Below are 23,883 nucleotides of genomic sequence, written 5' to 3' on the forward strand. Positions count from 1 at the left end.
CCATGTTCCGCCGCCTGTTCTGGTTCGTCGCCGGAATCGCCGCGGGCACCTGGGCGACCACCAAGGTCAACCGGGCCGCACGCCGCCTGGCCCCCGACAGCCTCGCCGCGACCGCCGCCGACCGGGCGGTCCGACTCGGCGGCCGAGCGCGGCAGTTCGCGCTCGACGTGCGGGCCGGGATGACCGAGCGCGAACAGGAACTCCACCACGCGCTGGGCCTGGACGGCACGCCCGCCGAACTCCCCGGGCAGCGCCCGGAGATCGCCCACCGGGACCGGGCCGCGACCGACCACGCGTACCACCGACACGTGCACAAGCAGAAAGAGGGCCACTGATGGAGTCGGCAGAAATCCGCAGGCGCTGGCTGCGCTTCTTCGAGGAGCGTGGGCACTCGGTCGTGCCGTCGGCGTCGCTGATCGCGGACGACCCGACGCTGCTGCTGGTCAACGCGGGCATGGTGCCCTTCAAGCCGTACTTCCTCGGCGAGGTCAAGCCGCCCTACGCGCGCGCCACCAGCGTGCAGAAGTGCGTCCGCACCCCGGACATCGAAGAGGTCGGCAAGACCACCCGGCACGGCACCTTCTTCCAGATGTGCGGCAACTTCTCCTTCGGCGACTACTTCAAGGAAGGCGCCATCTCCTACGCCTGGGAGCTGCTCACCACGCCCCAGGCGGCCGGCGGTTACGGCCTGGAGCCGGAGAAGCTGTGGATCACCGTCTACGAGGACGACGACGAGGCCGAGCAGATCTGGCGTGACGTGGTCGGCGTCCCCGCCGAACGCATCCAACGCCTGGGCAAGAAGGACAACTTCTGGTCCATGGGCGTCCCCGGCCCCTGCGGCCCGTGCTCGGAGATCAACTACGACCGCGGCCCCGCCTTCGGCCCCGAGGGCGGCCCGGCCGTCAACGACGAGCGCTACGTGGAGATCTGGAACCTGGTCTTCATGCAGTACGAGCGCGGCGCGGGCACCTCCAAGGAGGACTTCCCGATCCTCGGCGACCTGCCCGCCAAGAACATCGACACCGGTCTCGGCCTGGAACGCCTGGCGATGATCCTCCAGGGCGTCAACAACATGTACGAGACCGACACCCTGCGCGTGGTGATCGACAAGGCCACCGAGCTGACCGGGGTCCGCTACGGCGACGGCCACGACAGCGACGTGTCGCTGCGCGTGGTCGCCGACCACCTGCGTACCTCCGCCATGCTCATCGGCGACGGCGTCACCCCCGGCAACGAGGGCCGCGGCTACGTGCTGCGCCGCATCATGCGCCGCGCCATCCGCAACATGCGGCTGCTCGGCGCCACCGGACCGGTCGTCCACGACCTGCTCGACGTGGTGCTGAACACCATGGGGCAGCAGTACCCCGAGCTGCTGGTGGACCGCAAGCGCATCGAGACCGTGGCCCTCGCCGAGGAGGCCGCGTTCCTCAAGACCCTCAAGGCCGGCACCAACATCCTGGACACCGCGGTCACCGAGACCAAGGCCAAGGGCGCCTCCGTCCTCCCCGGCGACAAGGCGTTCCTGCTCCACGACACCTGGGGCTTCCCGATCGACCTCACCCTGGAGATGGCCGCCGAGCAGGGCCTGAGCGTGGACGAGGAGGGTTTCCGCCGGCTGATGAAGGAGCAGCGGGAACGCGCCAAGGCCGACGCCCGGGCCAAGAAGACCGGCCACGCCGACCTGTCCGCCTACCGCGAGGTGGCCGACAACTCCGGCGCCACCGTCTTCACCGGCTACACCGACCACGAGGGCGAGTCCACCGTCGTCGGCCTGCTCGTGGACGGCCTGCCCTCACCGGCCGCCACCGAGGGCGACGAGGTCGAGGTGGTCCTGGACCGCACCCCGTTCTACGCCGAGGGCGGCGGCCAACTCGCCGACACCGGCCGGATCAGGACCGGCACCGGAGCCGTCATCGAGGTCCGCGACGTCCAGCAGCCGGTGCCCGGTGTCACCGTGCACAAGGGCGTGGTCCAGGTCGGCGAGGTCACCGTGGGGGCCGGCGCGCACGCCGCCATCGACCTGGTGCGCCGCCGCGCCATCGCCCGCGCCCACAGCGCCACCCACCTGACCCACCAGGCGCTGCGCGACGCCCTCGGCCCCACCGCCGCCCAGGCCGGTTCGGAGAACGCCCCGGGCCGCTTCCGCTTCGACTTCGGCTCGCCGTCCGCCGTGCCCGGCACGGTCCTCAACGACGTCGAGCAGAAGATCAACGAGGTGCTCGCCCGCGAACTCGACGTCACCGCCGAGGTGATGTCCATGGCCGAGGCGAAGAAGCAGGGCGCCATCGCCGAGTTCGGCGAGAAGTACGGCGAGCGGGTCCGGGTGGTCACCATCGGCGACTTCTCCAAGGAGCTGTGCGGCGGCACCCATGTGCACAACACCGCCCAGCTCGGCCTGGTCAAGCTGCTCGGCGAGTCCTCCATCGGCTCCGGGGTGCGCCGGGTCGAGGCGCTGGTGGGCGTGGACGCCTACAAGTTCCTCGCCCGCGAGCACACCCTCGTCTCCCAGCTGACCGACCTGGTCAAGGGGCGCCCGGAGGAGCTGCCGGACCGCGTCTCCGGCGTGCTGGCCAAGCTGCGCGAGGCCGAGAAGGAGATCGAGCGGTTCCGGGCCGAGAAGGTGCTGGCCGCCGCCGCCGGGCTCGCCGAGTCCGCCGAGGACGTGCACGGCGTCGCGCTGGTCACCGGCCGGGTGCCGGAGGGCACCGGCGCCGACGAACTGCGCAAGCTGGTGCTGGACGTCCGGCAGCGGATCACCGGTGGCCGTCCGGCCGTGGTGGCGCTGTTCACCGTGGCCAACGGCCGCCCGCTCACCGTGATCGCCACCAACGAGGCCGCCCGGGAACGCGGCGTCAAGGCCGGTGAGCTGGTGCGCACCGCCGCCAAGACGCTCGGCGGCGGTGGCGGCGGCAAGGACGACGTGGCCCAGGGTGGCGGCAGCGACCCCTCGGCCGTCGACGAGGCCGTCGAGGCGGTCCGCCGCCTGGTGGCCGAGAAGGCCTGACGGAGGAAGAACGACCATGCGACGCGGTAGGCGGATCGCCATCGACGTCGGGGACGCCCGGATCGGGGTCGCCGCGTGCGACCCCGACGGCCTGCTGGCCACCCCCGTGGAGACCGTCCCCGGCAAGGACCAGCCGGCGGCCCGCCGCCGCATCGCGGCCATCGTCGCCGAGTACGAGCCCATCGAGGTCGTCTGCGGCCTGCCCCGGTCGCTCAGCGGCGGCGAGGGCCCGGCGGCGGCCAAGGTACGCGCGTTCGCCGCCGGTGTGGCGAAAGTCATCGCACCGGTTCCGGTACGCCTGGTCGATGAGCGGATGTCGACGGTCAGCGCCACCCAGGGCTTGCGGGCCTCCGGCGTCAAGGCGAAGAAGGGCCGTTCGGTCATCGACCAGGCGGCGGCCGTGGTGATCCTGCAGAGCGCCCTGGAGACCGAGCGGGTCGCCGGCCGGCCCCCCGGGGAGACCGTCGAGGTGGTCCTCTGATCGCGGTACGGTAACGTTCCGCGCCGAACAGGCGGGGCCCCGTCGGGCCGAGCCACCCCCACGGCTCGACAGCCGCCTTCGCGTCACCAGGAGACCCATGACCGACTACGGGCGAGGACCCGCACCGCAACCCTGGCACACCGACGATCCGCTCTACGGCGATCCGGCGGGCCACAGCGGTCAGGACGGCCACTCGACCGGCGGCTGGGACCCCTACCAGGACCACCTGGCGCAGCAGTACCCGCAGGCGTTCCCGCACCAGCAGGCCCCCTACCCGCAGCCGCAGTACGCCGAGACCTACGCCGACCAGTACGCCGACCCCGGATACCAGCAGGCGCCCTACCCGCCGCAGTACCCCGACCCCGGCCCGGCGTACTGGGACGACGCCCCGCAGCGGCAGCAGCCCTACGCCGACCCCGGCCCGCAGGCGTACCCCGGCTGGGAGCAGCAGCCGCCCGCCGACCCGTACGCCGGGTACGTCCCGCAGCAGGAGGCGTACGGCACCGGATACGCCGAACCCCACCCGCAGGCCCCGTTCCACGAGCAGCCGGTGCCCGAACAGGCGCCGGAGCAGGGGGCGTTCACCGAGCAGCCGGTCCACGAGGAGAGCGCGGTCGAGCGGACCGCCGAGTGGCAGGCGTTCGACGACGACGCGGACGGCACCGAGCAGCATCCTTTCTTCACCGGCTCCGACAGCGGTGACGACGAGGCGGACGACGACGCCGGGCAGGCCCCGGCCACCCGCCGCGAAGGGCGCCGGGAACGCCGGCGGCGCGGGGCCGGCAAGCGGCGCAGCGGCGCCTCCTGCCTGATCGCCGTCGTCGCGCTGGGCGCCGTGCTCGGCGGGGGCGGCTGGTTCGGCTACCGCTACTACCAGAACCACATCGCCCCGCCGCCGGACTACGCGGGCAGCGGCAGCGGCGAGGTGCAGGTGGAGATCCCCGAGCGGGCGTCGATCGCGCTGGTCGGCAACATCCTCAAGAAGGACGGCGTCGTCAAGAGCGTCGACGCGTTCACCGCGGCGGCCCATGCCAACCCCAAGGGCCTGAGCATCCAAAGCGGCGTCTACCTGCTGCACCAGCAGATGTCCGCCTCCGCCGCGGTCGCCATGATGCTCAGCCCCAGCAGCCAGTCGACGCTGACCATCCCCGAGGGCACCCGCGCGGTGCGGGTCTACACCCTCATCGACGAGAAGCTCCGGCTGCCCGCCGGCAGCACCGCCAAGGTCGCCCACGACCAGGCCGGCAGCCTCGGCCTGCCCGACTGGGCCACCGGCGACAAGATCAAGGACCCGCTGGAGGGCTTCCTCTTCCCCGACCGCTACGCCGCGGCCCAGGGCATGAAGCCGCAGGACGTGCTCAAGCAGATGGTCCAGCGGGCCACCAGCCAGTACGACCAGCTCGGGGTGGACTCCGCGAACGCCTCCAAGCTGGGCCTGAAGTCCCCGCTGGAGGTGCTCACCGTGGCCAGCCTGGTGCAGGCCGAGGGGAAGACCGACGACGACTTCCGCAAGATGTCACGGGTCGTCTACAACCGCCTCGACCCGGCCAACCGGCAGACCTTCGGCATCCTCGAATTCGACTCCACCTACAACTACATCAAGAACCAGAACTCCACCCGGCTCAGCCTCGGAGCCATGCGGGCGCTGGACGACCCGTACAACACCTACCGCTACAAGGGGCTGCCGCCCGGCCCGATCGACAACCCGGGCACCGCGGCGATCAAGGCCGCGCTCGACCCCGAGCCGGGCAACTGGTACTACTTCATCTCGCTGGACGGGAAGACGACCCAGTTCACCGAGACGTGGGCGGAGCACGAGAAGCTCGCCAAGCAGTACAAGGGCTGACCACGCGGGGAAGACACCATGAATCGAACGGACACCGGGATTGGCCGCGCCGCGGTCCTCGGCTCACCCATCGCGCACTCGCTCTCCCCGGTGCTGCACCGCGCCGCCTACGCCGCGCTCGGCCTCGACGGCTGGCGCTACGACCGCTTCGAGGTGGACGAGGCCGCGCTCGCCGGATTCCTCGACGGCCTCGACGACTCCGCGGGCCGCTGGGCCGGGCTCTCCCTCACCATGCCGCTCAAGCGCGCGGTCATCCCGCTGCTCGACGAGGTGAGCGCCACCGCCGCTTCCGTCGAGGCGGTCAACACCGTGGTCCTCACCGCCGACGGACGGCGGCTCGGTGACAACACCGACATCCCCGGCATGGTGGCCGCGCTGCGCGAACGCGGGGTGACCCGAATCTCCTCGGCCGCCGTCCTCGGGGCCGGCGCCACCGCCTCCTCCGCGCTCGCGGCGCTCGGCCGGATCTGCGACGGCGAGGTCACCGCCTACGTCCGCTCCGCCGCCCGGGCCGCCGAGATGCGCCGCTGGGGTGAGCGCCTCGGGGTGGGCGTGGCCACCCGCGACTGGTCCGAGGCGGCCCGCGCGTTCGACGCCGAACTGGTGGTCGCCACCACCCCGGCCGGCGCCACCGACGCCCTCGCCGACGCCGTGCCGGAACGCCCCGGCGCCCTCTTCGACGTCCTCTACGACCCCTGGCCCACCCCGCTGGCCGCCGCCTGGCGCGCCCGCGGCGGCGCCGTGACCGGCGGCCTCGACCTGCTGGTGCACCAGGCCGTGCTCCAGGTCGAGCAGATGACCGGGCACGCCCCCGCCCCGCTGGCCGCCATGCGCGCGGCCGGCGAGGCCGCCCTGGCCGCCCGCGCCCGCGTCTGACCCCCGCCGCACCCGCCGACCTGACCAGGTGTGCGTCCGTCCGCCGGACAGCCGCCCGCCCGGCCGCCCCCACGTGGGAGGATCGGGACGAGAACGTCCAACGGGTGCAGGAGAGAGGGAACACCGTTGAGCAGGTTGCGCTGGCTGACGGCGGGGGAGTCGCACGGACCCGCACTGGTGGCGACGCTGGAGGGGTTGCCGGCCGGGGTCCCGGTCACCACCGGCATGGTGGCCGACGCGCTCGCGCGGCGGCGGCTGGGCTACGGACGCGGTGCCCGGATGAAGTTCGAGCGGGACGAGGTCACCTTCCTCGGCGGGGTACGGCACGGCCGCACCCTGGGCTCCCCGGTGGCCGTCATGGTCGGCAACACCGAGTGGCCCAAGTGGGAGAAGGTCATGGCGGCCGACCCGGTGGACCCGGGGGAGCTGGAAGGGGTCGCCCGCAACGCGCCGCTGACCCGGCCGCGCCCGGGCCACGCCGACCTGGCCGGCATGCAGAAGTACGGCTTCGACGAGGCGCGGCCGGTGCTGGAGCGGGCCTCGGCGCGGGAGACCGCGGCCCGGGTGGCGCTCGGCGCGGTGGCCCGCTCGTACCTGAAGGAGACCGCCGGGATCGAGATCGTCAGCCACGTCGTCGAGCTGGCCACCGCCAAGGCGCCCTACGGCCTGTACCCGACGCCCGCCGACGTCGAGCGGCTCGACGCGGACCCGGTGCGCTGCCTGGACCCGGAGGCGAGCAAGGCCATGGTCGCCGAGATCGACCAGGCCCACAAGGACGGCGACACCCTCGGCGGCGTGGTGGAGGTACTGGCCTACGGCGTGCCGGTGGGCCTCGGCTCCCACGTCCACTGGGACCGCCGGCTCGACGCCCGCCTCGCCGCCGCCCTGATGGGCATCCAGGCGATCAAGGGCGTGGAGGTCGGCGACGGCTTCGAACTGGCCCGGGTGCCCGGCTCCCGGGCCCACGACGAGATCGTGCCCGGCCCCGACCAGATCCGCCGCGCCACCGGGCGTTCCGGCGGCACCGAGGGCGGCCTGAGCACCGGCGAACTGCTGCGGGTGCGCGCGGCGATGAAGCCGATCGCCACCGTCCCGCGCGCGCTGTCCACCGTGGACGTGGCCACCGGCGAGGTCGCCCAGGCCCACCACCAGCGCTCCGACGTGTGCGCGGTGCCGGCCGCCGGCATCGTGGCCGAGGCGATGACCGCCCTGGTGCTCGCCGACGCGGTGGCCGAGAAGTTCGGCGGCGACAGCGTCGAGGAGACCCGGCGCAACGTCACCGCCTACCTGGACCACCTGGCGATCCGGTGAGCACCGCGAACGACCGGCCGCCGGCCGCCACGGGCCCCGCCGTGGTGCTCGTCGGGCCGCCCGGGGCCGGCAAGTCCACCGTCGGGCGGGTGCTCGCCGCCCGGCTCGGGGTCGGCTACCGGGACACCGACGCCGACATCGAGGCCACCGCGGGCCGCCCCATCCCGGACATCTTCGTCGAGGACGGCGAGGAGCACTTCCGCGCCCTGGAACGGGCCGCCGTGCGCGACGCGCTCGCCGCCCACCCCGGCGTCCTCGCGCTCGGCGGCGGCGCGGTACTGGACGACTCCACCCGCGCCGCCCTCGCCGGGCTCCCGGTGGTCTTCCTCGACGTCGGCCTCGCGGACGCGGTACGCCGGGTCGGGCTGGACGCCCCCCGCCCGCTGCTCGCGGTCAACCCCCGGGCCAGATGGCGGGAGTTGATGGAGCAGCGCCGCCCGCTCTACACCGAGGTGGCCCGCGCGGTGGTGGTCACCGACGGCCGCACCCCCGAGGAGGTGGCCGAGGCGGTGCTGGCCGCGCTCGGCCGTCCGGCACCGCAGGCAGAAGACGACGCAGCAGGAATGAGGCAGCAGCGATGAGCGACACCGTCCGCATCCCGGTGGCGGGCTCCGCCGGGACGGCACCGTACGAGGTGCTGATCGGCCACCAGCTCCTGGGGGAGCTGCCCGGGCTGATCGGCGGTGCCAAGCGGGTGGCCGTCATCCACCCCGAGGCGCTGGCCGCCACGGGTGAGGCCGTCCGCGACGACCTGTCCGGCCAGGGGTACGAGGCCATCGCCATCCAGGTGCCCAACGCCGAGGAGGCCAAGTCCGCCGAGGTCGCCGCCTACTGCTGGAGCGTGCTGGGGCAGACCGGCTTCACCCGCACCGACGTCATCGTGGGCGTCGGCGGCGGGGCCACCACCGACCTGGCCGGCTTCGTCGCCGCCACCTGGCTGCGCGGGGTCCGCTGGATCGCCGTGCCGACCACCGTGCTCGCCATGGTGGACGCGGCGGTCGGCGGCAAGACCGGGATCAACACCGCCGAGGGCAAGAACCTGGTGGGCGCCTTCCACCCGCCGGCCGGCGTCCTGTGTGACCTGGCCAGCCTCGCCTCGCTGCCGGTCAACGACTACGTCAGCGGCCTCGCCGAGATCATCAAGGCGGGGTTCATCGCCGACCCGGTCATCCTCGACCTGATCGAGTCCGACCCGCAGGGCGCCCGCACCCCGGCCGGGCCGCACACCGCCGAGCTGATCGAACGCTCCGTCCGCGTCAAGGCCGACGTGGTCTCCCAGGACCTGCGCGAATCCGGGCTGCGGGAGATCCTCAACTACGGCCACACGCTGGCGCACGCCATCGAGAAGAACGAGCGCTACTCCTGGCGGCACGGCGCCGCCGTCTCGGTCGGCATGGTCTTCGCCGCCGAACTCGGCCGCCTCGCCGGCCGGCTCGACGACGCCACCGCCGAGCGCCACCGCACCGTACTGGAGTCCGTCGGGCTGCCGCTGACCTACCGCGGCGACCAGTGGCCCAGGCTGCTGGAGACCATGAAGGTCGACAAGAAGTCCCGCGGCGACCGGCTGCGCTTCATCGTGCTGGACGGGCTGGCCAAGCCCACCGTGCTGGAGAGCCCCGACCCCGCGGTGCTGGTCGCCGCCTACGCGGAGGTGGCCGGATGACCCGCCGGGTCCTGGTGCTCAACGGCCCCAACCTCGGCCGCCTCGGCAGCCGCGAGCCGGACGTCTACGGCTCCACCTCCTACGCCGGACTGGTCGAGCAGTGCACCGCGCTCGGCGCGGAACTCGGCTTCGAGGTGGAGGTCCGGGAGACCAACGACGAGGGCGAGATGATCCGCTGGCTGCACGAGGCCGCCGACGGCTCGATCCCGGTGGTGCTCAACCCCGGCGCCTTCACGCACTACTCGTACGGGATGCGGGACGCCGCCGCGCAGCGCACCGCGCCCCTGATCGAGGTGCACATCTCCAACCCGTACACCCGCGAGGAGTTCCGCCACACCTCGGTGGTGGCCGCCGTCGCCACCGGCACCGTGGCCGGCTTCGGGCTGGGCTCCTACCGGCTCGCGCTGCGCGCCCTCGCCGCCGAACTCACGGGCTGAACAGGCACGTCGGGCACGCGTGGCACCCCCCGGCCGTTGCCACGACGACGGCCGGGGAGGGTACGGTTCGGTGTCGAGCGGCCCGCACGACGGCCGCTCACCGCGACCGGCGGGCGGATCGGGCCCGGCCGGGAGCGGGCCACCGGTACCGGACGAAAGTGGGCCGACATGCAGCATGCCGTGGGGGTGCCGCCGACACCGCCGCACGGCCCGGGACACGGGCACGCCGACGGCTGGGTCCCCGGGCCGCCGCCCGGGGCGCCGGGCGTACCGCGGGTCCCCGGGTGGCCCGCCGCCACCGTGCCGCCGCCCGCCGCCGCGCCGCCAGCCCCGGTCGCCGTGCTGCTGATCGGCCCGGCCGGCGCCGGCAAGACCACCGTCGCCCGCCACTGGGCCGACCACCGGGCCACCCCCACCGCCCACATCAGCCTCGACGACGTGCGCGAATGGGTCCGGTCCGGCTTCGCCGACCCCCAGTCGGGGTGGAACGACCAGTCCGAGGCCCAGTACCGGCTCGCCCGCCGCACCTGCGGCTTCTCCGCCCGCAACTTCCTGGCCAACGGCATCTCCTGCATCATCGACGACGCCGTCTTCCCCGACCGCCCGGTCGTCGGCCTCGGCGGCTGGAAACGCCACGTCGGACCCGGCCTGCTCCCCGTCGTCCTGCTGCCCGGCCTCGACATCGTGCTCGCCCGCAACGCCGGCCGCACCGGCAACCGGCGGCTGTCCGACGAGGAGGTCGCCCGCATCCACGGCCGGATGGCCGGCTGGTACGGCTCCGGGCTGCCGATCATCGACAACTCCCAGCTCGACGTGGCCGCCGCCGCTGAGGCCCTGGACCACGTGGTCACCCGTACCCTGGCCGGCCGCTGAGCCCCTGGCCCCGGGGGTGACCCCAACGGCTCCGGCCGGGGTGCGGGCCGCGCCCGGCCGCGTAGGCTCGGTGCATGTCCGAGGCGCACGCTTCCCGACGAACGCGGCTGCGCGAGCGCTGCACGGCGGCCGGGGCCGCGGCGGCACTTGTCTCCCGCCCCGCCAACATCCGCTATCTGACCGGCTGGTCGCCGCCGGGCGCGGCGCTGCTGCTGGCCCCCGGGGCGGAGGTGCTGGTGCACGCGCGGCGCGGCTTCACCGAACCGGGGGAGGGGCGCCGCCCCGACGACCTGCGCCCAGTGGAGCTGGCCGAGCCGGGCGCCGATCCCGCGGTGGCCGCCGCCGCCCTCGCCCCCGAACTGGGCGCGGACTCCCTGGCGGTGGAGGAGCACCATCTGACCGTGGCCCGGCACCGGGCGATCCGCGCCGCCGTCCCCGGGCTCGACCTGGCCGACCTGGGGCAGGCGGTGGAGCACCTGCGGCTGGTCAAGGACGAGGACGAGATCGCCTGCCTGCGGATCGCCGCCGAGATCACCGACCAGGCCCTCGGCGAACTGCTGGAGTCCATCCTGGTCGGCCGCACCGAACGCCACCTCGCCCTGGAGCTGGAGCGCCGGCTGGTCGACCACGGCGCCGACGGCCCGGCCTTCCCCACCTACGTCGGCGCCGGCCCGCACTCCGGCGCCGCCCGCCACGTACCCACCGACCGCCGGGTGGAGGAGGGCGACTTCCTCACCGTATGCCTCGGTGCCTGCTACCGCGGCTACCGCTGCGAGGTGGGCCGCACCTTCGTCATCGGGGCCGCCCCCGCGAGCTGGCAGATCGACCTGTACGATCTGGTGTTCCAGGCGCAGCGCGCCGGGCGCGAGGCGCTCGCTCCCGGGGTGGAGTGCCGTGCCGTGGACCGGGCGGCACGCCAGATGCTGGAGCGCGCCGGCCACGCGGACGCCGTCGGCGCGTCCACCGGGCACGGCGTCGGACTGGAAATCGACGAGGACCCTCGGTTGTCCCCGTCGGCCATGGGTAAACTGGACGCTTGCGTGCCGGTCACCGTCGAACCGGGGGTCCACTTCCCGGGCCGGGGCGGTGTCCGCATCGACGACACACTCGTCGTGCGCCCCGCGGCGGACGGCGGGCCCGAGCTACTCACCATCACGACCAAGGAGCTCCTCGCCCTGTAGCGGGGCTGTCCTGGTCCCCGATGCAGCACTTTCAGGAGAATCCGCGACCGTGGCCACCACGAACGACCTCAAGAATGGCATGGTGCTCAAGCTCGAAGGGGACCAGCTCTGGTCCGTCGTCGAGTTCCAGCACGTCAAGCCGGGCAAGGGCCCCGCTTTCGTCCGCACCAAGCTGAAGAACGTGCTCTCCGGCAAGGTGGTCGACAAGACCTTCAACGCCGGCCTCAAGGTCGAGACGGCCAGCGTGGACAAGCGCGGCATGCAGTTCTCGTACATGGACGGCGAGTACTTCGTCTTCATGGACATGGACACCTACGACCAGCTCCATGTCGACCGCAAGACCGTCGGCGACGCCGCCAACTTCCTCCTCGAGGGCTTCGAGGCCGTCGTCGCCATCCACGAGGGCAACGTCCTGTACGTGGAGCTGCCGGCCGCGGTCGAGCTGACCATCGAGCACACCGAGCCCGGCGTCCAGGGCGACCGCTCCACCGGCGGCACCAAGCCCGCGAAGCTGGAGACCGGCTACGAGATCCAGGTCCCGCTCTTCATCACCACCGGTGAGAAGATCAAGGTCGACACCCGCTCGGGTGAGTACCTCGGCCGGGTGAACAGCTAGTCGTGGCTGCTCGCACCAAGGCCCGCAAGCGCGCTTTCCAGATCCTCTTCGAGGCGGACCAGCGCGGCGCCAAGCCGGTGACCGTGATGGCCGACTGGATCCGGCTCGCGCGGACCGACGACCGGCAGCCGCCGGTGACCGAGTACACGATGCGGCTGGTCGAGGGGTACGAGGCCAACGCGGCCCGGGTGGACGAGCTGATCGCCACCTACGCCGTCGGCTGGACCCTGGACCGGATGCCGGTGGTCGACCGCAACGTGCTGCGTCTCGGCGCCTACGAGCTGATCTGGGAGGACGAGATCCCGGACGCGGTCGTGCTGGACGAGGCCGTGCAGCTCGCCAAGGAGTTCTCCACCGACGAGTCGCCCGCCTTCGTCAACGGCCTGCTCGCCCGGCTGAAGGACCTCAAGCCCACCTTGCACCGCTGACCGCCACGGGCGGCCGGCCGATGCCACGCCGCGGGGCCCGGACACGTAGGAGCGTGTCCGGGCCCCGCGGCGTTTTCCGGCGGCGTCGGCGGCGTCAGGGGCGCGCGAAAGCCCGTGGGCGGTGTCCGGCGCCGGACACCGCCCACGGGCGGGACGTTTCTGCTGGCGGGGCTCAGCCCTCGTCGTGCTGGACGGCCCGGCGGGCGTCCGCGTCCAGCACGCCCCAGCCGATGAGCTGCTCGGTCAGCACCGAGGGGGACTGGTCGTAGATGACGGCGAGGGTGCGCAGGTCGTCCTGGCGGATCGAGAGCACCTTGCCGTTGTAGTCGCCGCGCTGGCTCTGGATCGTGGCGGCGTACCGCTGCAGCGGGCCGGCCTTCTCCGACGGCACCTGGGCGAGGCGCTCCAGGTCCAGGACGAGCTTCGGCGGCGGCTCGGCGGCACCACCGGGCGCCGTGCCCGGCAGCAGCTCCTGCACGGGGACGCCGTAGAAGTCGGCCAGCTCGGCAAGGCGCTGCACGGTGACCGCCCGGTCGCCACGCTCGTAGGAGCCGACGACGACGGCCTTCCAACGCCCCTGGGACTTCTCCTCGACGCCGTGGAGGGAGAGTCCCTGCTGCGTGCGGATGGCCCGGAGCTTGGCCCCGAGCTGTTTGGCGTAATCGCTGGACATAAGGCTCCCCGGATGGACACGTCGTAACTCACTGTGAGGTTACGCAGCGTAATTTGACTTCGTCAAGCCGACCGCGGGGGGCCGCCCCCTGAGCAGGGACGTCCCGGAGTCCTGATACGGTTGAGGCGTTACCCCGACGTCCTTTAAGGCCCGTCCCGTGAGGCGGGGAAGGAGGTCACCGACCCATGGTCGAAGACCGTTTCGCACCGGCCGCCCGTTCCGTACTGGAGGCGCCGGACATCGCGCGGGCCCTGACCCGCATCGCGCACGAGATCGTCGAGCGCGCCAAGGGCGCCGACGACGTGCTGCTGCTCGGCATCCCCACCCGCGGCGTCTTCCTGGCCCGCCGGCTCGCCGACAAGCTCGCCGGGATCACCGGCCGCACCACCCCGGTCGGCTCCCTCGACATCACCATGTACCGCGACGACCTGCGGCTGGGCCCGGCCCGCGCGCTCGCCCGCACCGAGATCCCCGGCGACGGCGTCGACGGCCGCCTGGTGGTCCTCGTCGACGACGTGCTCTTCTCCGGCCGCACCATCCGCGCCGCCCTCGACGCCCTCGGTGACATCGGCCGCCCCCGCGCGGTCCAGCTCGCCGTGCTCGTCGACCGCGGCCACCGTGAGCTGCCGATCCGCGCCGACTACGTCGGCAAGAACATCCCCACCTCACTGCGCGAGACCGTCAAGGTCCAGCTCGCCGAGAACGACGGCCGGGACGCCGTCCTCCTCGGCCTACGGGACGACTAGGACGGCACCGGCGCGCCCGTGCGCCCCGGCACCCCCGTACCCCGCCTCGCGCGCGGCCCGCTCCGGGCGGTCCGCCGGCCCGACGTGCCCGCGACCGCGCCGCCGCCGTCCGCCCGTACCCGTACCGCCCCCACTTCCCGGAGTTGAACCGACGATGAAGCGTCACCTGATCTCGGCCGCGGACCTCACCCGCGACGACGCGCTGCTGGTCCTCGACACCGCCGAGGAGATGGCCCGTCTCGCCGACCGGCCGATCAAGAAGCTGCCCACCCTGCGTGGCCGTACCGTGGTCAACCTCTTCTTCGAGGACTCCACCCGCACCCGGATCTCCTTCGAGGCCGCCGCCAAGCGCCTGTCGGCCGACGTGATCAACTTCTCCGCCAAGGGCTCCTCGGTCTCCAAGGGCGAATCGCTCAAGGACACCGCGCTCACCCTGGAGGCGATGGGCGCCGACGCGGTCGTGGTCCGCCACCACGCCTCCGGCGCCCCGCACCGGCTGGCCACCTCCGACTGGATCGGCGGCTCGGTGGTCAACGCCGGCGACGGCACCCACGAACACCCCACCCAGGCGCTGCTGGACGCCTTCACCATGCGCCGCCACCTGGCCGGCGCCCCGGACGGCGGCCCCACCCACCACCGCGGCCCCGGCGACGGCACCGGACGCGACCTGGCCGGCCGCCGGATCACCATCGTCGGCGACGTCCTGCACAGCCGGGTGGCCCGCTCCAACGTGCTGCTGCTGGGCACCCTCGGCGCCGAGGTCACCCTGGTCGCGCCGCCCACCCTGCTGCCCATCGGCGTGGAGCGCTGGCCCTGCGAGGTCTCCTACGACCTGGACTCGGTGCTCGCCAAGTCGGACGCCGTGATGATGCTGCGGGTGCAGAACGAGCGGATGAACGCCGCCTTCTTCCCCACCGAGCGGGAGTACGCCCGCCGCTACGGCCTGGACGGCATCCGGATGGCCGCCCTGCCCGAGCACGCCATCGTGATGCACCCCGGCCCGATGAACCGCGGCATGGAGATCACCGCCGAGGTCGCCGACTCCGGCCGGTGCACCGCCGTCGAACAGGTCGCCAACGGCGTCAGCGTCCGCATGGCCGTGCTCTACCTGCTGCTCGGCGGCAACGAACCCGCCTCCCCCGCGAACACGAACCACCGCACCGAGGAGAACAACTGACCATGAGCAAGACGCTGATCCGCGGTGCGAAGGTGCTCGGCGGCGAGCCGCAGGACGTGCTGATCGACGGCACGGTCGTCGCCGCCGTCGCGGACGCCGGGGAACTCGACGCCGCCGGCGCCACCGTCGTCGACGCGGCCGGCCAGGTGCTCCTGCCGGGCCTGGTGGACCTCCACACGCATCTGCGCGAGCCCGGCCGCGAGGACTCCGAGACCGTCCTGACCGGCACCCGGGCCGCCGCCCTGGGCGGCTACACCGCCGTGCACGCCATGGCCAACACCTTCCCCGTCGCCGACACCGCCGGCGTGGTCGAGCAGGTCTGGCGGCTGGGCCAGGAGTCCGGCTACTGCGATGTGCAGCCGGTCGGCGCCGTCACCGTGGGCCTGGAGGGCCGCCAGCTCGCCGAACTGGGCGCGATGGCCGACTCCGCCGCCGGGGTGCGGGTCTTCTCCGACGACGGCAAGTGCGTCGACGACGCGGTGATCATGCGGCGGGCGCTGGAGTACGTCAAGGCGTTCGACGGCGTCGTGGCGCAGCACGCCCAGGAGCCCCGGCTGACCGAGGGCGCCCAGATGAACGAGGGCACCGTCTCCGGGGAGCTGGGGCTGCGCGGCTGGCCGGCGGTGGCCGAGGAGTCGATCATCGCCCGGGACGTGCTGCTCGCCGCCCACGTCGGCTCCCGGGTGCACATCTGCCACCTGTCCACGGCCGGCTCGGTGGAGATCGTCCGCTGGGCCAAGTCCAAGGGGTGGCAGGTCACCGCCGAGGTCACCCCGCACCACCTGCTGCTCACCGACGAACTGGTGCGCTCCTACAACCCGGTCTACAAGGTCAACCCGCCGCTGCGCACCGAGACCGACGTGATGGCGCTGCGCGAGGCGCTGGCCGACGGCACCATCGACTGCGTCGCCACCGACCACGCCCCGCACCCGCACGAGGACAAGGACTGCGAGTGGTCCGCGGCGGCCATGGGCATGATCGGCCTGGAGACCGCGCTCTCCGTGGTGCAGCACACCATGGTCGACACCGGACTGCTCGACTGGGCCGGGGTCGCCGACCGGATGTCCTGGCGCCCCGCCGCCATCGGCCGGCTGTCCGGACACGGCCGCCCCGTCTCGGTGGGCGAGCCCGCCAACCTGACCCTGGTCGATCCGGCATACCGTGGAGTCGTCGACCCCGCGGGCTTCGCCTCCCGCAGCCGCAACACCCCGTACCAGGGGCTCCAGCTGCCGGGCCGGGTGACCGCGACCTTCCTGCGGGGCAAGGCGACGGTCATGGACGGGAAGCTCGCGTGAACGCATCGATGTACGACGTACTGCTGGCAGCCGAGAAGCACTCGCAGAAGACCACCCACCTCGGCGAACGCCTGCTGTGGGTGCTGGTCCTGGTGGCGCTGGTCGCCGCCGTCTACTGGCTGATGTGGCGGGCCTGGCGCAAGCGCGCCGCCCGCCAGTCCGACCTGCCGGAACTGCCCGCGATCCCGGAGCGGACCGGCCCGCCGCTGGCCGAGCTGACCGGCCGCTACCTGGGCAGCACCACCGCCGGCGACTGGCTGGACCGGATCGCCGCCCGCGGCCTGGGCACCCGCAGCCTCGCCGAGGTCGAGCTCAGCGAGGCGGGTCTGGCGGTGCACCGGCCGGGCGCCGCGGACTTCTTCGTCCCGGCCGCCGCGCTGCGCGGGGCCCGGCTCGACAAGGGCATCGCCGGCAAGGTGGTCCCGGAAGGCGGCCTGCTGGTGGTCACCTGGCAGCACGGCGACCGGACCATCGACTCCGGATTCCGCTCCGAGCACCCGGCCGACCACCCGGCCTGGGTCGAAGCGATCGAGAACCTCAACACCGCAAGGGAAGGCGCACGATGACCACCTCCACCCGGGGGACCCGGGCCGACCAGGGCCGCAGCCCCGCCGTACTCGTCCTGGAGGACGGCCGCACCTTCCGCGGCCGGGCCTACGGGGCCGTGGGGGAGACCTTCGGCGAAGCGGTCTTCTCCACCGGCATGACCGGCTACCAGGAGACCCTGACCGACCCCTCCTACCACCGCCAGGTCGTGGTGATGACCGCGCCGCACGTCGGCAACACCGGCGTCAACGACGAGGACCCGGAGTCCAAGCGGATCTGGGTCGCCGGCTACGTCGTCCGCGACCCCGCCCGCACCCCCTCCAACTGGCGCTCGCGCCGCTCCCTGGACGAGGAGCTGGCCGCCCAGGGCGTCGTCGGCATCAGCGGTGTCGACACCCGGGCCCTCACCCGGCACCTGCGGGAACGCGGCGCGATGCGGGTCGGCATCTTCTCCGGCGAGGCGATCGCCGACGAGGCCGCGCTGCTCGCCCGGGTCCAGGCCGCACCGCAGATGACGGGGGCCGACCTGTCCGGTGAGGTGGCCACCACCGAGCCCTACGTGGTCCCCGCGACCGGCACCAAGCGGTTCACCGTGGCCGCCCTCGACCTGGGCATCAAGGCGATGACCCCGCAGCGGATGGCCGAGCGCGGCATCGAGGTGCACGTGCTGCCCGCCACCGCCACCCTGGAGGAGGTCTACGCGGTCCAGCCGGACGGCGTCTTCCTCTCCAACGGCCCCGGCGACCCGGCCACCGCCGACCTGACCGTGGTCAAGGGCGTCCTGGAGCGCGGCACCCCGCTGTTCGGCATCTGCTTCGGCAACCAGCTCCTCGGCCGCGCCCTGGGCTTCGGCACCTACAAGCTCAAGTACGGCCACCGCGGGATCAACCAGCCGGTGCAGGACCGCACCACCGGCAAGGTCGAGGTCACCGCGCACAACCACGGCTTCGCCGTCGACGCCCCGCTCGACGGCCCGGCCGACACCCCCTACGGCCGCGCCGAGGTCTCCCACGTCTGCCTCAACGACAACGTGGTGGAGGGCCTGCGCCTGCTCGACCGGCCGGCCTTCAGCGTCCAGTACCACCCCGAAGCCGCGGCGGGCCCGCACGACGCGGCCTACCTGTTCGACCGCTTCGTCAGCCTGATGGAGGGCCAGCGTGCCTAAGCGCACTGACATCCAGTCCGTCCTGGTCATCGGCTCCGGCCCCATCGTCATCGGCCAGGCGGCCGAGTTCGACTACTCCGGAACCCAGGCATGCCGCGTCCTGAAGGCCGAGGGGCTGCGGGTGATCCTGGTCAACTCCAACCCGGCCACGATCATGACCGACCCGGAGATCGCCGACGCCACCTACGTCGAGCCGATCACCCCGGAGTTCGTCGAGAAGATCATCGCCAAGGAGCGCCCGGACGCCCTGCTGCCCACCCTCGGCGGCCAGACCGCGCTCAACACCGCGGTCTCCCTGCACGAGCAGGGCGTCCTCGACAAGTACGGGGTCGAGCTGATCGGCGCCAACGTCGAGGCGATCCACAAGGGCGAGGACCGCGAGCAGTTCAAGGCCGTGGTCGAGGCCGTCCGGGCCAAGATCGGCCACGGCGAGTCGGCCCGCTCGGTGATCTGCCACACCATGGACGAGGTGCTGGCCGGCGTCGAGCGGCTCGGCGGCTACCCGGTCGTGGTCCGCCCCTCCTTCACCATGGGCGGCGCCGGCTCCGGCTTCGCCCACGACGAGGCGGAGCTGCGCCGCATCGCCGGCCAGGGGCTCACCCTGTCGCCCACCACCGAGGTGCTCCTGGAGGAGTCCATCCTGGGGTGGAAGGAGTACGAGCTGGAGCTGATGCGCGACAAGCACGACAACGTCGTGGTCGTCTGCTCCATCGAGAACTTCGACCCGATGGGCGTGCACACCGGCGACTCCATCACCGTCGCCCCCGCGATGACGCTCACCGACCGCGAGTACCAGGTGCTGCGCGACATCGGCATCGCGGTGATCCGCGAGGTCGGGGTGGACACCGGCGGCTGCAACATCCAGTTCGCGGTCAACCCCGAGGACGGCCGGGTCATCGTCATCGAGATGAACCCGCGCGTCTCCCGCTCCTCGGCGCTCGCCTCCAAGGCCACCGGCTTCCCGATCGCCAAGATCGCCGCCCGGCTGGCCATCGGCTACACCCTGGACGAGATCCCCAACGACATCACCCAGGAGACCCCGGCCTCCTTCGAGCCGACCCTGGACTACGTGGTGGTCAAGGTCCCGCGGTTCGCCTTCGAGAAGTTCCCGGCCGCCGACCCGACGCTGACCACCACCATGAAGTCGGTCGGCGAGGCGATGGCGATCGGCCGCAACTTCACCGAGGCGCTCAACAAGGCGCTGCGCTCGCTGGAGAAGAAGGGCAGCCAGTTCGGCTTCACCGGCGACCCCGGCGACAAGGGCCAGCTGCTGGAGGCCGCCCGCAAGCCCACCGACGGCCGCATCAACACCGTGATGCGGGCGATCCGGGCCGGCGCCACCGCGCAGGAGGTCTTCGAGGCCACCCGCATCGACCCGTGGTTCGTCGACCAGCTCTTCCTGATCAAGGAGATCGCCGACGAGCTGGCCGCCGCCCCCGGACTCGACCCCGAACTGCTCGCCGAGGCCAAGCGGCACGGCTTCTCCGACACCCAGATCGCCGGCATCCGCGGTCTGCGCGAGGAGGTCGTGCGCGAGGTCCGGCAGGCGCTCGGCATCCGCCCGGTGTACAAGACCGTCGACACCTGCGCCGCCGAGTTCGCCGCGAGAACCCCGTACTTCTACTCGTCCTACGACGAGGAGACCGAGGTCGCCCCGCGCGACAAGCCCGCGGTGATCATCCTGGGCTCCGGCCCCAACCGCATCGGCCAGGGCATCGAGTTCGACTACTCCTGTGTGCACGCCTCCTTCGCGCTGCGCGCCGCCGGGTACGAGACCGTGATGGTCAACTGCAACCCGGAGACCGTCTCCACCGACTACGACACCTCCGACCGGCTCTACTTCGAGCCGCTCACCCTGGAGGACGTGCTGGAGATCGTGCACGCCGAAGCGCAGGCGGGCCCGATCGCCGGGGTCGTCGTGCAGCTCGGCGGGCAGACCCCGCTGGGCCTGGCGCAGGCGCTGAAGGACAACGGCGTACCGGTGGTCGGCACCTCACCGGAGGCGATCCACCTCGCCGAGGACCGCGGCGCCTTCGGCCGGGTGCTCGCCGAGGCCGGGCTGCCCGCGCCCAAGCACGGCACCGCCACCACCTTCGAGGGCGCCAAGGCGATCGCCGACGAGATCGGCTACCCGGTGCTGGTCCGCCCCTCCTACGTGCTCGGCGGACGCGGCATGGAGATCGTCTACGACGAGACCCGGCTCGCGGCCTACATCGCCGAGTCCACCGAGATCGGCCCGGACCGCCCCGTGCTGGTCGACCGGTTCCTCGACGACGCCATCGAGATCGACGTCGACGCCCTCTACGACGGCACCGAGCTCTACCTCGGCGGCGTCATGGAGCACATCGAGGAGGCCGGCATCCACTCCGGCGACTCGGCGTGCGCGCTGCCCCCGATGACCCTGGGCGGCCACGACATCAAGCGGCTGCGCGCCTCCACCGAGGCGATCGCCGCCGGCGTCGGGGTGCGCGGCCTGATCAACATCCAGTTCGCGCTGGCCGGGGACATCCTCTACGTGCTGGAGGCCAACCCGCGCGCCTCCCGCACCGTGCCGTTCACCTCCAAGGCGACCGCGGTGCCGCTGGCCAAGGCGGCGGCCCGGATCTCGCTCGGCGCCACCATCGCCGAGCTGCGCCACGAGGGCCTGCTGCCGGCCCACGGCGACGGCGGCACGCTGCCGCTGGACGCGCCGATCTCGGTCAAGGAGGCCGTGCTCCCCTGGAGCCGGTTCCGGGACGCCTCCGGGCGCGGGGTGGACACCATCCTCGGCCCCGAGATGCGTTCCACCGGCGAGGTCATGGGCATCGACTCGGTCTTCGGCACCGCCTACGCCAAGTCCCAGTCGGCCGCCTACGGCGCGCTGCCGACCAAGGGCCGGGCCTTCGTCTCGGTGGCCAACCGCGACAAGCGGGCCATGATCTTCCCGGCCCGCGCCCTGGTGGACCACGGCTTCGAGCTGCTGGCCACCTCCGGCACCGCCGAGGTGCTCAAGCGCAACGGCATCGAGGTCACCGTGGTGCGCAAGCAGTCCGAGGGCACCGGGCCGGGCGGCGAGCCGACCATCGTGCAGCTCATCCACGAGGGCCGGGTCGACCTGATCGTCAACACCCCGTACGGCACCGGCGGCCGGCTCGACGGCTACGACATCCGCACCGCCGCCGTCGCCCGGGGCGTGCCGTGCCTGACCACCGTGCAGGCGCTGGCCGCCGCGGTGCAGGGCATCGACGCGCTGCACCGCGGCGAGGTCGGGGTGTGCTCGCTCCAGGACCACGCGCGACGGCTGATCGCGGCCCGCGAGGGGTGACCGGCTGACGGCAGGGGGACACCGCCCGGCGGTGTCCCCCTCCGTGCTGCTCGCCTCCCGCCCGATTCACGCCGAAAGTTGCTGTATGTACGCGATCTTCTTCCGCCTGTTCTTCCGCCGCATGGACCCCGAGCGCGCCCACCACCTGGCGTTCGGCTGGATCCGCCGGCTCGCCCGCGTCCCGGTCCTGCGGACCTACGCCGCCGCCGTGCTGGCGCCGCGCGACCGCCGGCTGCGCACCACCGCGCTGGGCCTGCGGATGCACGGCCCGTTCGGGCTCGCGGCCGGCTTCGACAAGAACGCGGCCGGCATCGACGGGCTGGCCATGCTCGGCTTCGACCACGTCGAGATCGGCACCGTCACCGCCCAGCCGCAGCCGGGCAACCCCCGCAAGCGCCTCTTCCGGCTGGTGGAGGACCGGGCGCTGATCAACCGCATGGGGTTCAACAACGACGGCTCGGCCGCCGTCGCCGCCCGCCTCGCCGCCCGCCGGGCGGTCTTCAGGGTCCCGGTCGGCGTCAACATCGGCAAGACCAAGGTCGTCCCGGAGGCGGAGGCGGTCGCCGACTACGTGGCCTCCACCGAGCGGCTGGCGCGGTACGCCGACTACCTGGTGGTCAACGTCAGCTCGCCCAACACCCCCGGGCTGCGGAACCTCCAGGCGGTGGAACACCTGCGTCCGCTCCTGGCCGAGGTGCGCAAGGCGGCCGACCGCACGGTACGCGGCCGGCACGTCCCGCTGCTCGTCAAGATCGCCCCCGACCTGGCCGACGAGGACGTCGACGCGGTCGCCGACCTCGCCGTCGAACTCGGCCTGGACGGCATCATCGCCACCAACACCACCATCGGCCGCGAGGGGCTGCGGGCCGATCCCGAGGCGGTGGCCGCGATCGGCGCCGGCGGCCTGTCCGGCGCCCCGCTGAAGGAACGGTCGCTGGCCGTGCTGCGCCGGCTGTACGCCCGGGTCGGCGACCGCCTCACCCTGATCGGGGTCGGCGGCGTCGAGACCGCCGACGACGTCTGGGAGCGGATCCTGGCCGGCGCCACCCTCGTGCAGGGCTACAGCGGCTTCATCTACCAGGGCCCCTTCTGGTGCCGCCGGATCCACGCCGGCCTCGCCGCCCGGCTGGCCGCCAGCCCCTACCCCACTCTCGCGGACGCCGTGGGCGCCGCGGTCGCCAAGGAGAGCCGAGCATGACCGTAGAACCCTTCGGCGCACGGCTGCGCCGCGCCATGGACACCCGCGGGCCGCTGTGCGTGGGCATCGACCCGCACGCCGCGCTGCTGACCGCCTGGGGCCTCGGTGACGACGTGGCCGGTCTGGAGCGCTTCTCCCGCACCGTGGTGGAGGCGCTGGCCGACCGGGTGGCGGTGCTCAAGCCGCAGTCGGCCTTCTTCGAGCGGTTCGGCTCCCGGGGCGTCGCGGTGCTGGAGCGGGCGGTGGCCGACGCGCGGGCGGCCGGCGCCCTGGTGCTGATGGACGCCAAGCGCGGTGACATCGGTTCCACCATGGCCGCCTACGCCGCCGCCTACCTGGACCCGGCGAGCCCGCTGTTCAGCGACGCGGTGACGGTCAGCCCCTACCTCGGCTACGGCTCGCTGGCCCCGGCGGTCGAGGCCGCCCGGGCCCACGGCACCGGCCTGTTCGCGCTCGCCCTCACCTCCAACCCGGAGGGCGCCGAGGTGCAGCGGGCGACCGGGGCGGACGGCACCACGGTCGCGGCCACCGTGCTGGCCCACCTGAAGGCGGAGAACGCCGGTGAGCGGCCGATGGGCTCGTTCGGCGCGGTGGTCGGCGCCACCCTGGGCCGTTCCGTCGCCGGGGCCGGGATCGACCTGGACACCGGCGGCCCGCTGCTCGCCCCCGGCATCGGGGCGCAGGGCGCCACCCCGGCCGACCTGCCCGAGGTCTTCGGCGCCGCGGTGCGCAACGTGCTGCCGAGTGTCAGCCGCGAGGTGCTGCGGCACGGCCCGGACACCGCGGCGCTGCGGCGTTCCGCGGAGCGCTTCGCCGAGGAGGTGCGGGCGGTCGTCGTGCCCTGACCGCGGGGGCGGCGCGACGGGGCCGGAACGGTCGCCGGAGGGGTGCCGGAAGAGTCGGGCGGCGGGCCGAAAGCGCCGAAGTGGGCACAAACTCCGACCGTTATGGCCGATATGTCCGCACGGATCGAGTCTGACCTGGACTTTTCGTCTGTTCTCGCTGACGGGAGCGGGTTCGCCCGCTAGTCTCCGACGAGAGAACGCAAGGAAGCGCGTTGCTC

At 73.1% G+C, this 23,883-nt stretch carries 22 protein-coding genes; 21 read left to right on the forward strand and 1 reads right to left on the reverse strand.

The window, feature by feature from the left end:
- The first annotated feature begins 2 nt into the window (after positions 1-2).
- The 13 genes from SCATT_RS25220 (at position 3) to nusB (ending at position 12,716) form a co-directional block, all read left to right on the forward strand.
- The gene (locus SCATT_RS25220) at positions 3-335 is read left to right on the forward strand and encodes a DUF6167 family protein (RefSeq protein ID WP_014146024.1); all 333 of its coding nucleotides are present in this window, start codon (positions 3-5) and stop codon (positions 333-335) included.
- Positions 335-3,004 carry an alanine--tRNA ligase gene (gene alaS / locus SCATT_RS25225; protein WP_014146025.1) on the forward strand — a complete coding sequence of 890 codons (2,670 nt, stop codon included), beginning with the start codon at positions 335-337 and terminating at the stop codon, positions 3,002-3,004. The genes SCATT_RS25220 and alaS overlap by 1 nt, the downstream gene beginning before the upstream one ends.
- Before the next feature lie 16 nt (positions 3,005-3,020).
- Entirely contained in the window at positions 3,021-3,485 is a 465-nt protein-coding gene (gene ruvX, locus SCATT_RS25230) for a Holliday junction resolvase RuvX (RefSeq protein WP_014146026.1), read from the forward strand.
- Positions 3,486-3,582: 97 nt separating this feature from the next.
- Complete coding sequence (gene mltG, locus SCATT_RS25235; RefSeq protein ID WP_014146027.1) at positions 3,583-5,331, forward strand: endolytic transglycosylase MltG; 1,749 nt, start codon at positions 3,583-3,585, stop codon at positions 5,329-5,331.
- Between the two features lie 18 nt (positions 5,332-5,349).
- Complete coding sequence (locus tag SCATT_RS25240) at positions 5,350-6,207, forward strand: shikimate dehydrogenase (protein WP_014146028.1); 858 nt, start codon at positions 5,350-5,352, stop codon at positions 6,205-6,207.
- A gap of 126 nt (positions 6,208-6,333) precedes the next feature.
- Positions 6,334-7,518 carry a chorismate synthase gene (aroC, locus tag SCATT_RS25245; RefSeq protein WP_014146029.1) on the forward strand — a complete coding sequence of 395 codons (1,185 nt, stop codon included), beginning with the start codon at positions 6,334-6,336 and terminating at the stop codon, positions 7,516-7,518.
- The gene (locus SCATT_RS25250; protein ID WP_014146030.1) at positions 7,515-8,099 is read left to right on the forward strand and encodes a shikimate kinase; all 585 of its coding nucleotides are present in this window, start codon (positions 7,515-7,517) and stop codon (positions 8,097-8,099) included. Before aroC ends, SCATT_RS25250 begins: the two co-directional genes overlap by 4 nt.
- Positions 8,096-9,181, forward strand: coding sequence for a 3-dehydroquinate synthase (gene aroB / locus SCATT_RS25255; RefSeq protein ID WP_014146031.1), 1,086 nt, complete (start codon positions 8,096-8,098; stop codon positions 9,179-9,181). Before SCATT_RS25250 ends, aroB begins: the two co-directional genes overlap by 4 nt.
- Positions 9,178-9,618, forward strand: a complete 441-nt coding sequence (aroQ, locus tag SCATT_RS25260; protein ID WP_014146032.1) for a type II 3-dehydroquinate dehydratase — start codon at positions 9,178-9,180, stop codon at positions 9,616-9,618. The genes aroB and aroQ overlap by 4 nt, the downstream gene beginning before the upstream one ends.
- A gap of 168 nt (positions 9,619-9,786) precedes the next feature.
- Entirely contained in the window at positions 9,787-10,491 is a 705-nt protein-coding gene (locus SCATT_RS25265; RefSeq protein WP_014146033.1) for an AAA family ATPase, read from the forward strand.
- A 74-nt stretch (positions 10,492-10,565) separates the two neighbouring features.
- Positions 10,566-11,672, forward strand: a complete 1,107-nt coding sequence (locus tag SCATT_RS25270) for an aminopeptidase P family protein (protein WP_014146034.1) — start codon at positions 10,566-10,568, stop codon at positions 11,670-11,672.
- A 49-nt stretch (positions 11,673-11,721) separates the two neighbouring features.
- Positions 11,722-12,288 carry an elongation factor P gene (gene efp, locus SCATT_RS25275; protein ID WP_014146035.1) on the forward strand — a complete coding sequence of 189 codons (567 nt, stop codon included), beginning with the start codon at positions 11,722-11,724 and terminating at the stop codon, positions 12,286-12,288.
- A gap of 2 nt (positions 12,289-12,290) precedes the next feature.
- Complete coding sequence (gene nusB / locus SCATT_RS25280; RefSeq protein ID WP_014146036.1) at positions 12,291-12,716, forward strand: transcription antitermination factor NusB; 426 nt, start codon at positions 12,291-12,293, stop codon at positions 12,714-12,716.
- Between the two features lie 172 nt (positions 12,717-12,888).
- Here nusB and bldD read toward each other — a convergent pair whose 3' ends face one another.
- The gene (gene bldD / locus SCATT_RS25285; RefSeq protein ID WP_014146037.1) at positions 12,889-13,389 is read right to left on the reverse strand and encodes a transcriptional regulator BldD; all 501 of its coding nucleotides are present in this window, start codon (positions 13,387-13,389) and stop codon (positions 12,889-12,891) included.
- 185 nt (positions 13,390-13,574) lie between these two features.
- On the opposite strand from bldD, the gene pyrR reads away from it, so the two are divergent.
- The 8 genes from pyrR (at position 13,575) to pyrF (ending at position 23,665) form a co-directional block, all read left to right on the forward strand.
- Positions 13,575-14,135 carry a bifunctional pyr operon transcriptional regulator/uracil phosphoribosyltransferase PyrR gene (pyrR, locus tag SCATT_RS25290; RefSeq protein WP_014146038.1) on the forward strand — a complete coding sequence of 187 codons (561 nt, stop codon included), beginning with the start codon at positions 13,575-13,577 and terminating at the stop codon, positions 14,133-14,135.
- Positions 14,136-14,289: 154 nt separating this feature from the next.
- Positions 14,290-15,312, forward strand: coding sequence for an aspartate carbamoyltransferase catalytic subunit (locus SCATT_RS25295; RefSeq protein WP_014146039.1), 1,023 nt, complete (start codon positions 14,290-14,292; stop codon positions 15,310-15,312).
- A gap of 2 nt (positions 15,313-15,314) precedes the next feature.
- Complete coding sequence (locus tag SCATT_RS25300) at positions 15,315-16,607, forward strand: dihydroorotase (protein WP_014146040.1); 1,293 nt, start codon at positions 15,315-15,317, stop codon at positions 16,605-16,607.
- A gap of 8 nt (positions 16,608-16,615) precedes the next feature.
- Entirely contained in the window at positions 16,616-17,173 is a 558-nt protein-coding gene (locus SCATT_RS25305; RefSeq protein ID WP_014146041.1) for a PH-like domain-containing protein, read from the forward strand.
- Positions 17,170-18,318 carry a glutamine-hydrolyzing carbamoyl-phosphate synthase small subunit gene (gene carA / locus SCATT_RS25310; RefSeq protein WP_014146042.1) on the forward strand — a complete coding sequence of 383 codons (1,149 nt, stop codon included), beginning with the start codon at positions 17,170-17,172 and terminating at the stop codon, positions 18,316-18,318. The genes SCATT_RS25305 and carA overlap by 4 nt, the downstream gene beginning before the upstream one ends.
- On the forward strand, positions 18,311-21,622 hold the full coding sequence (carB, locus tag SCATT_RS25315) for a carbamoyl-phosphate synthase large subunit (RefSeq protein WP_014146043.1): 3,312 nt from the start codon (positions 18,311-18,313) through the stop codon (positions 21,620-21,622). The genes carA and carB overlap by 8 nt, the downstream gene beginning before the upstream one ends.
- A gap of 85 nt (positions 21,623-21,707) precedes the next feature.
- Complete coding sequence (locus SCATT_RS25320; protein WP_014146044.1) at positions 21,708-22,820, forward strand: quinone-dependent dihydroorotate dehydrogenase; 1,113 nt, start codon at positions 21,708-21,710, stop codon at positions 22,818-22,820.
- Complete coding sequence (gene pyrF, locus SCATT_RS25325; protein ID WP_014146045.1) at positions 22,817-23,665, forward strand: orotidine-5'-phosphate decarboxylase; 849 nt, start codon at positions 22,817-22,819, stop codon at positions 23,663-23,665. The genes SCATT_RS25320 and pyrF overlap by 4 nt, the downstream gene beginning before the upstream one ends.
- Positions 23,666-23,883: the final 218 nt, after the last annotated feature.

It is taken from the genome of Streptantibioticus cattleyicolor NRRL 8057 = DSM 46488 (assembly GCF_000240165.1).
GTDB classification, from domain to species: Bacteria; Actinomycetota; Actinomycetes; order Streptomycetales; family Streptomycetaceae; genus Streptantibioticus; species Streptantibioticus cattleyicolor.

Excerpts from the sequence above, each read along its gene's own strand:
- SCATT_RS25220 (WP_014146024.1), top strand. The coding sequence starts at position 3 with ATGTTCCGCCGCCTGTTCTGGTTCGTCGCCGGAATCGCCGCGGGCACC.
- alaS (WP_014146025.1), top strand. The coding sequence starts at position 335 with ATGGAGTCGGCAGAAATCCGCAGGCGCTGGCTGCGCTTCTTCGAGGAG.
- ruvX (WP_014146026.1), top strand. The coding sequence starts at position 3,021 with ATGCGACGCGGTAGGCGGATCGCCATCGACGTCGGGGACGCCCGGATC.
- mltG (WP_014146027.1), top strand. The coding sequence starts at position 3,583 with ATGACCGACTACGGGCGAGGACCCGCACCGCAACCCTGGCACACCGAC.
- SCATT_RS25240 (WP_014146028.1), top strand. The coding sequence starts at position 5,350 with ATGAATCGAACGGACACCGGGATTGGCCGCGCCGCGGTCCTCGGCTCA.
- aroB (WP_014146031.1), top strand. The coding sequence starts at position 8,096 with ATGAGCGACACCGTCCGCATCCCGGTGGCGGGCTCCGCCGGGACGGCA.
- aroQ (WP_014146032.1), top strand. The coding sequence starts at position 9,178 with ATGACCCGCCGGGTCCTGGTGCTCAACGGCCCCAACCTCGGCCGCCTC.
- SCATT_RS25265 (WP_014146033.1), top strand. The coding sequence starts at position 9,787 with ATGCAGCATGCCGTGGGGGTGCCGCCGACACCGCCGCACGGCCCGGGA.
- SCATT_RS25270 (WP_014146034.1), top strand. The coding sequence starts at position 10,566 with ATGTCCGAGGCGCACGCTTCCCGACGAACGCGGCTGCGCGAGCGCTGC.
- bldD (WP_014146037.1), bottom strand. The coding sequence starts at position 13,389 with ATGTCCAGCGATTACGCCAAACAGCTCGGGGCCAAGCTCCGGGCCATC.
- pyrR (WP_014146038.1), top strand. The coding sequence starts at position 13,575 with ATGGTCGAAGACCGTTTCGCACCGGCCGCCCGTTCCGTACTGGAGGCG.
- SCATT_RS25295 (WP_014146039.1), top strand. The coding sequence starts at position 14,290 with ATGAAGCGTCACCTGATCTCGGCCGCGGACCTCACCCGCGACGACGCG.
- SCATT_RS25300 (WP_014146040.1), top strand. The coding sequence starts at position 15,315 with ATGAGCAAGACGCTGATCCGCGGTGCGAAGGTGCTCGGCGGCGAGCCG.
- SCATT_RS25305 (WP_014146041.1), top strand. The coding sequence starts at position 16,616 with ATGTACGACGTACTGCTGGCAGCCGAGAAGCACTCGCAGAAGACCACC.
- carA (WP_014146042.1), top strand. The coding sequence starts at position 17,170 with ATGACCACCTCCACCCGGGGGACCCGGGCCGACCAGGGCCGCAGCCCC.
- SCATT_RS25320 (WP_014146044.1), top strand. The coding sequence starts at position 21,708 with ATGTACGCGATCTTCTTCCGCCTGTTCTTCCGCCGCATGGACCCCGAG.
- pyrF (WP_014146045.1), top strand. The coding sequence starts at position 22,817 with ATGACCGTAGAACCCTTCGGCGCACGGCTGCGCCGCGCCATGGACACC.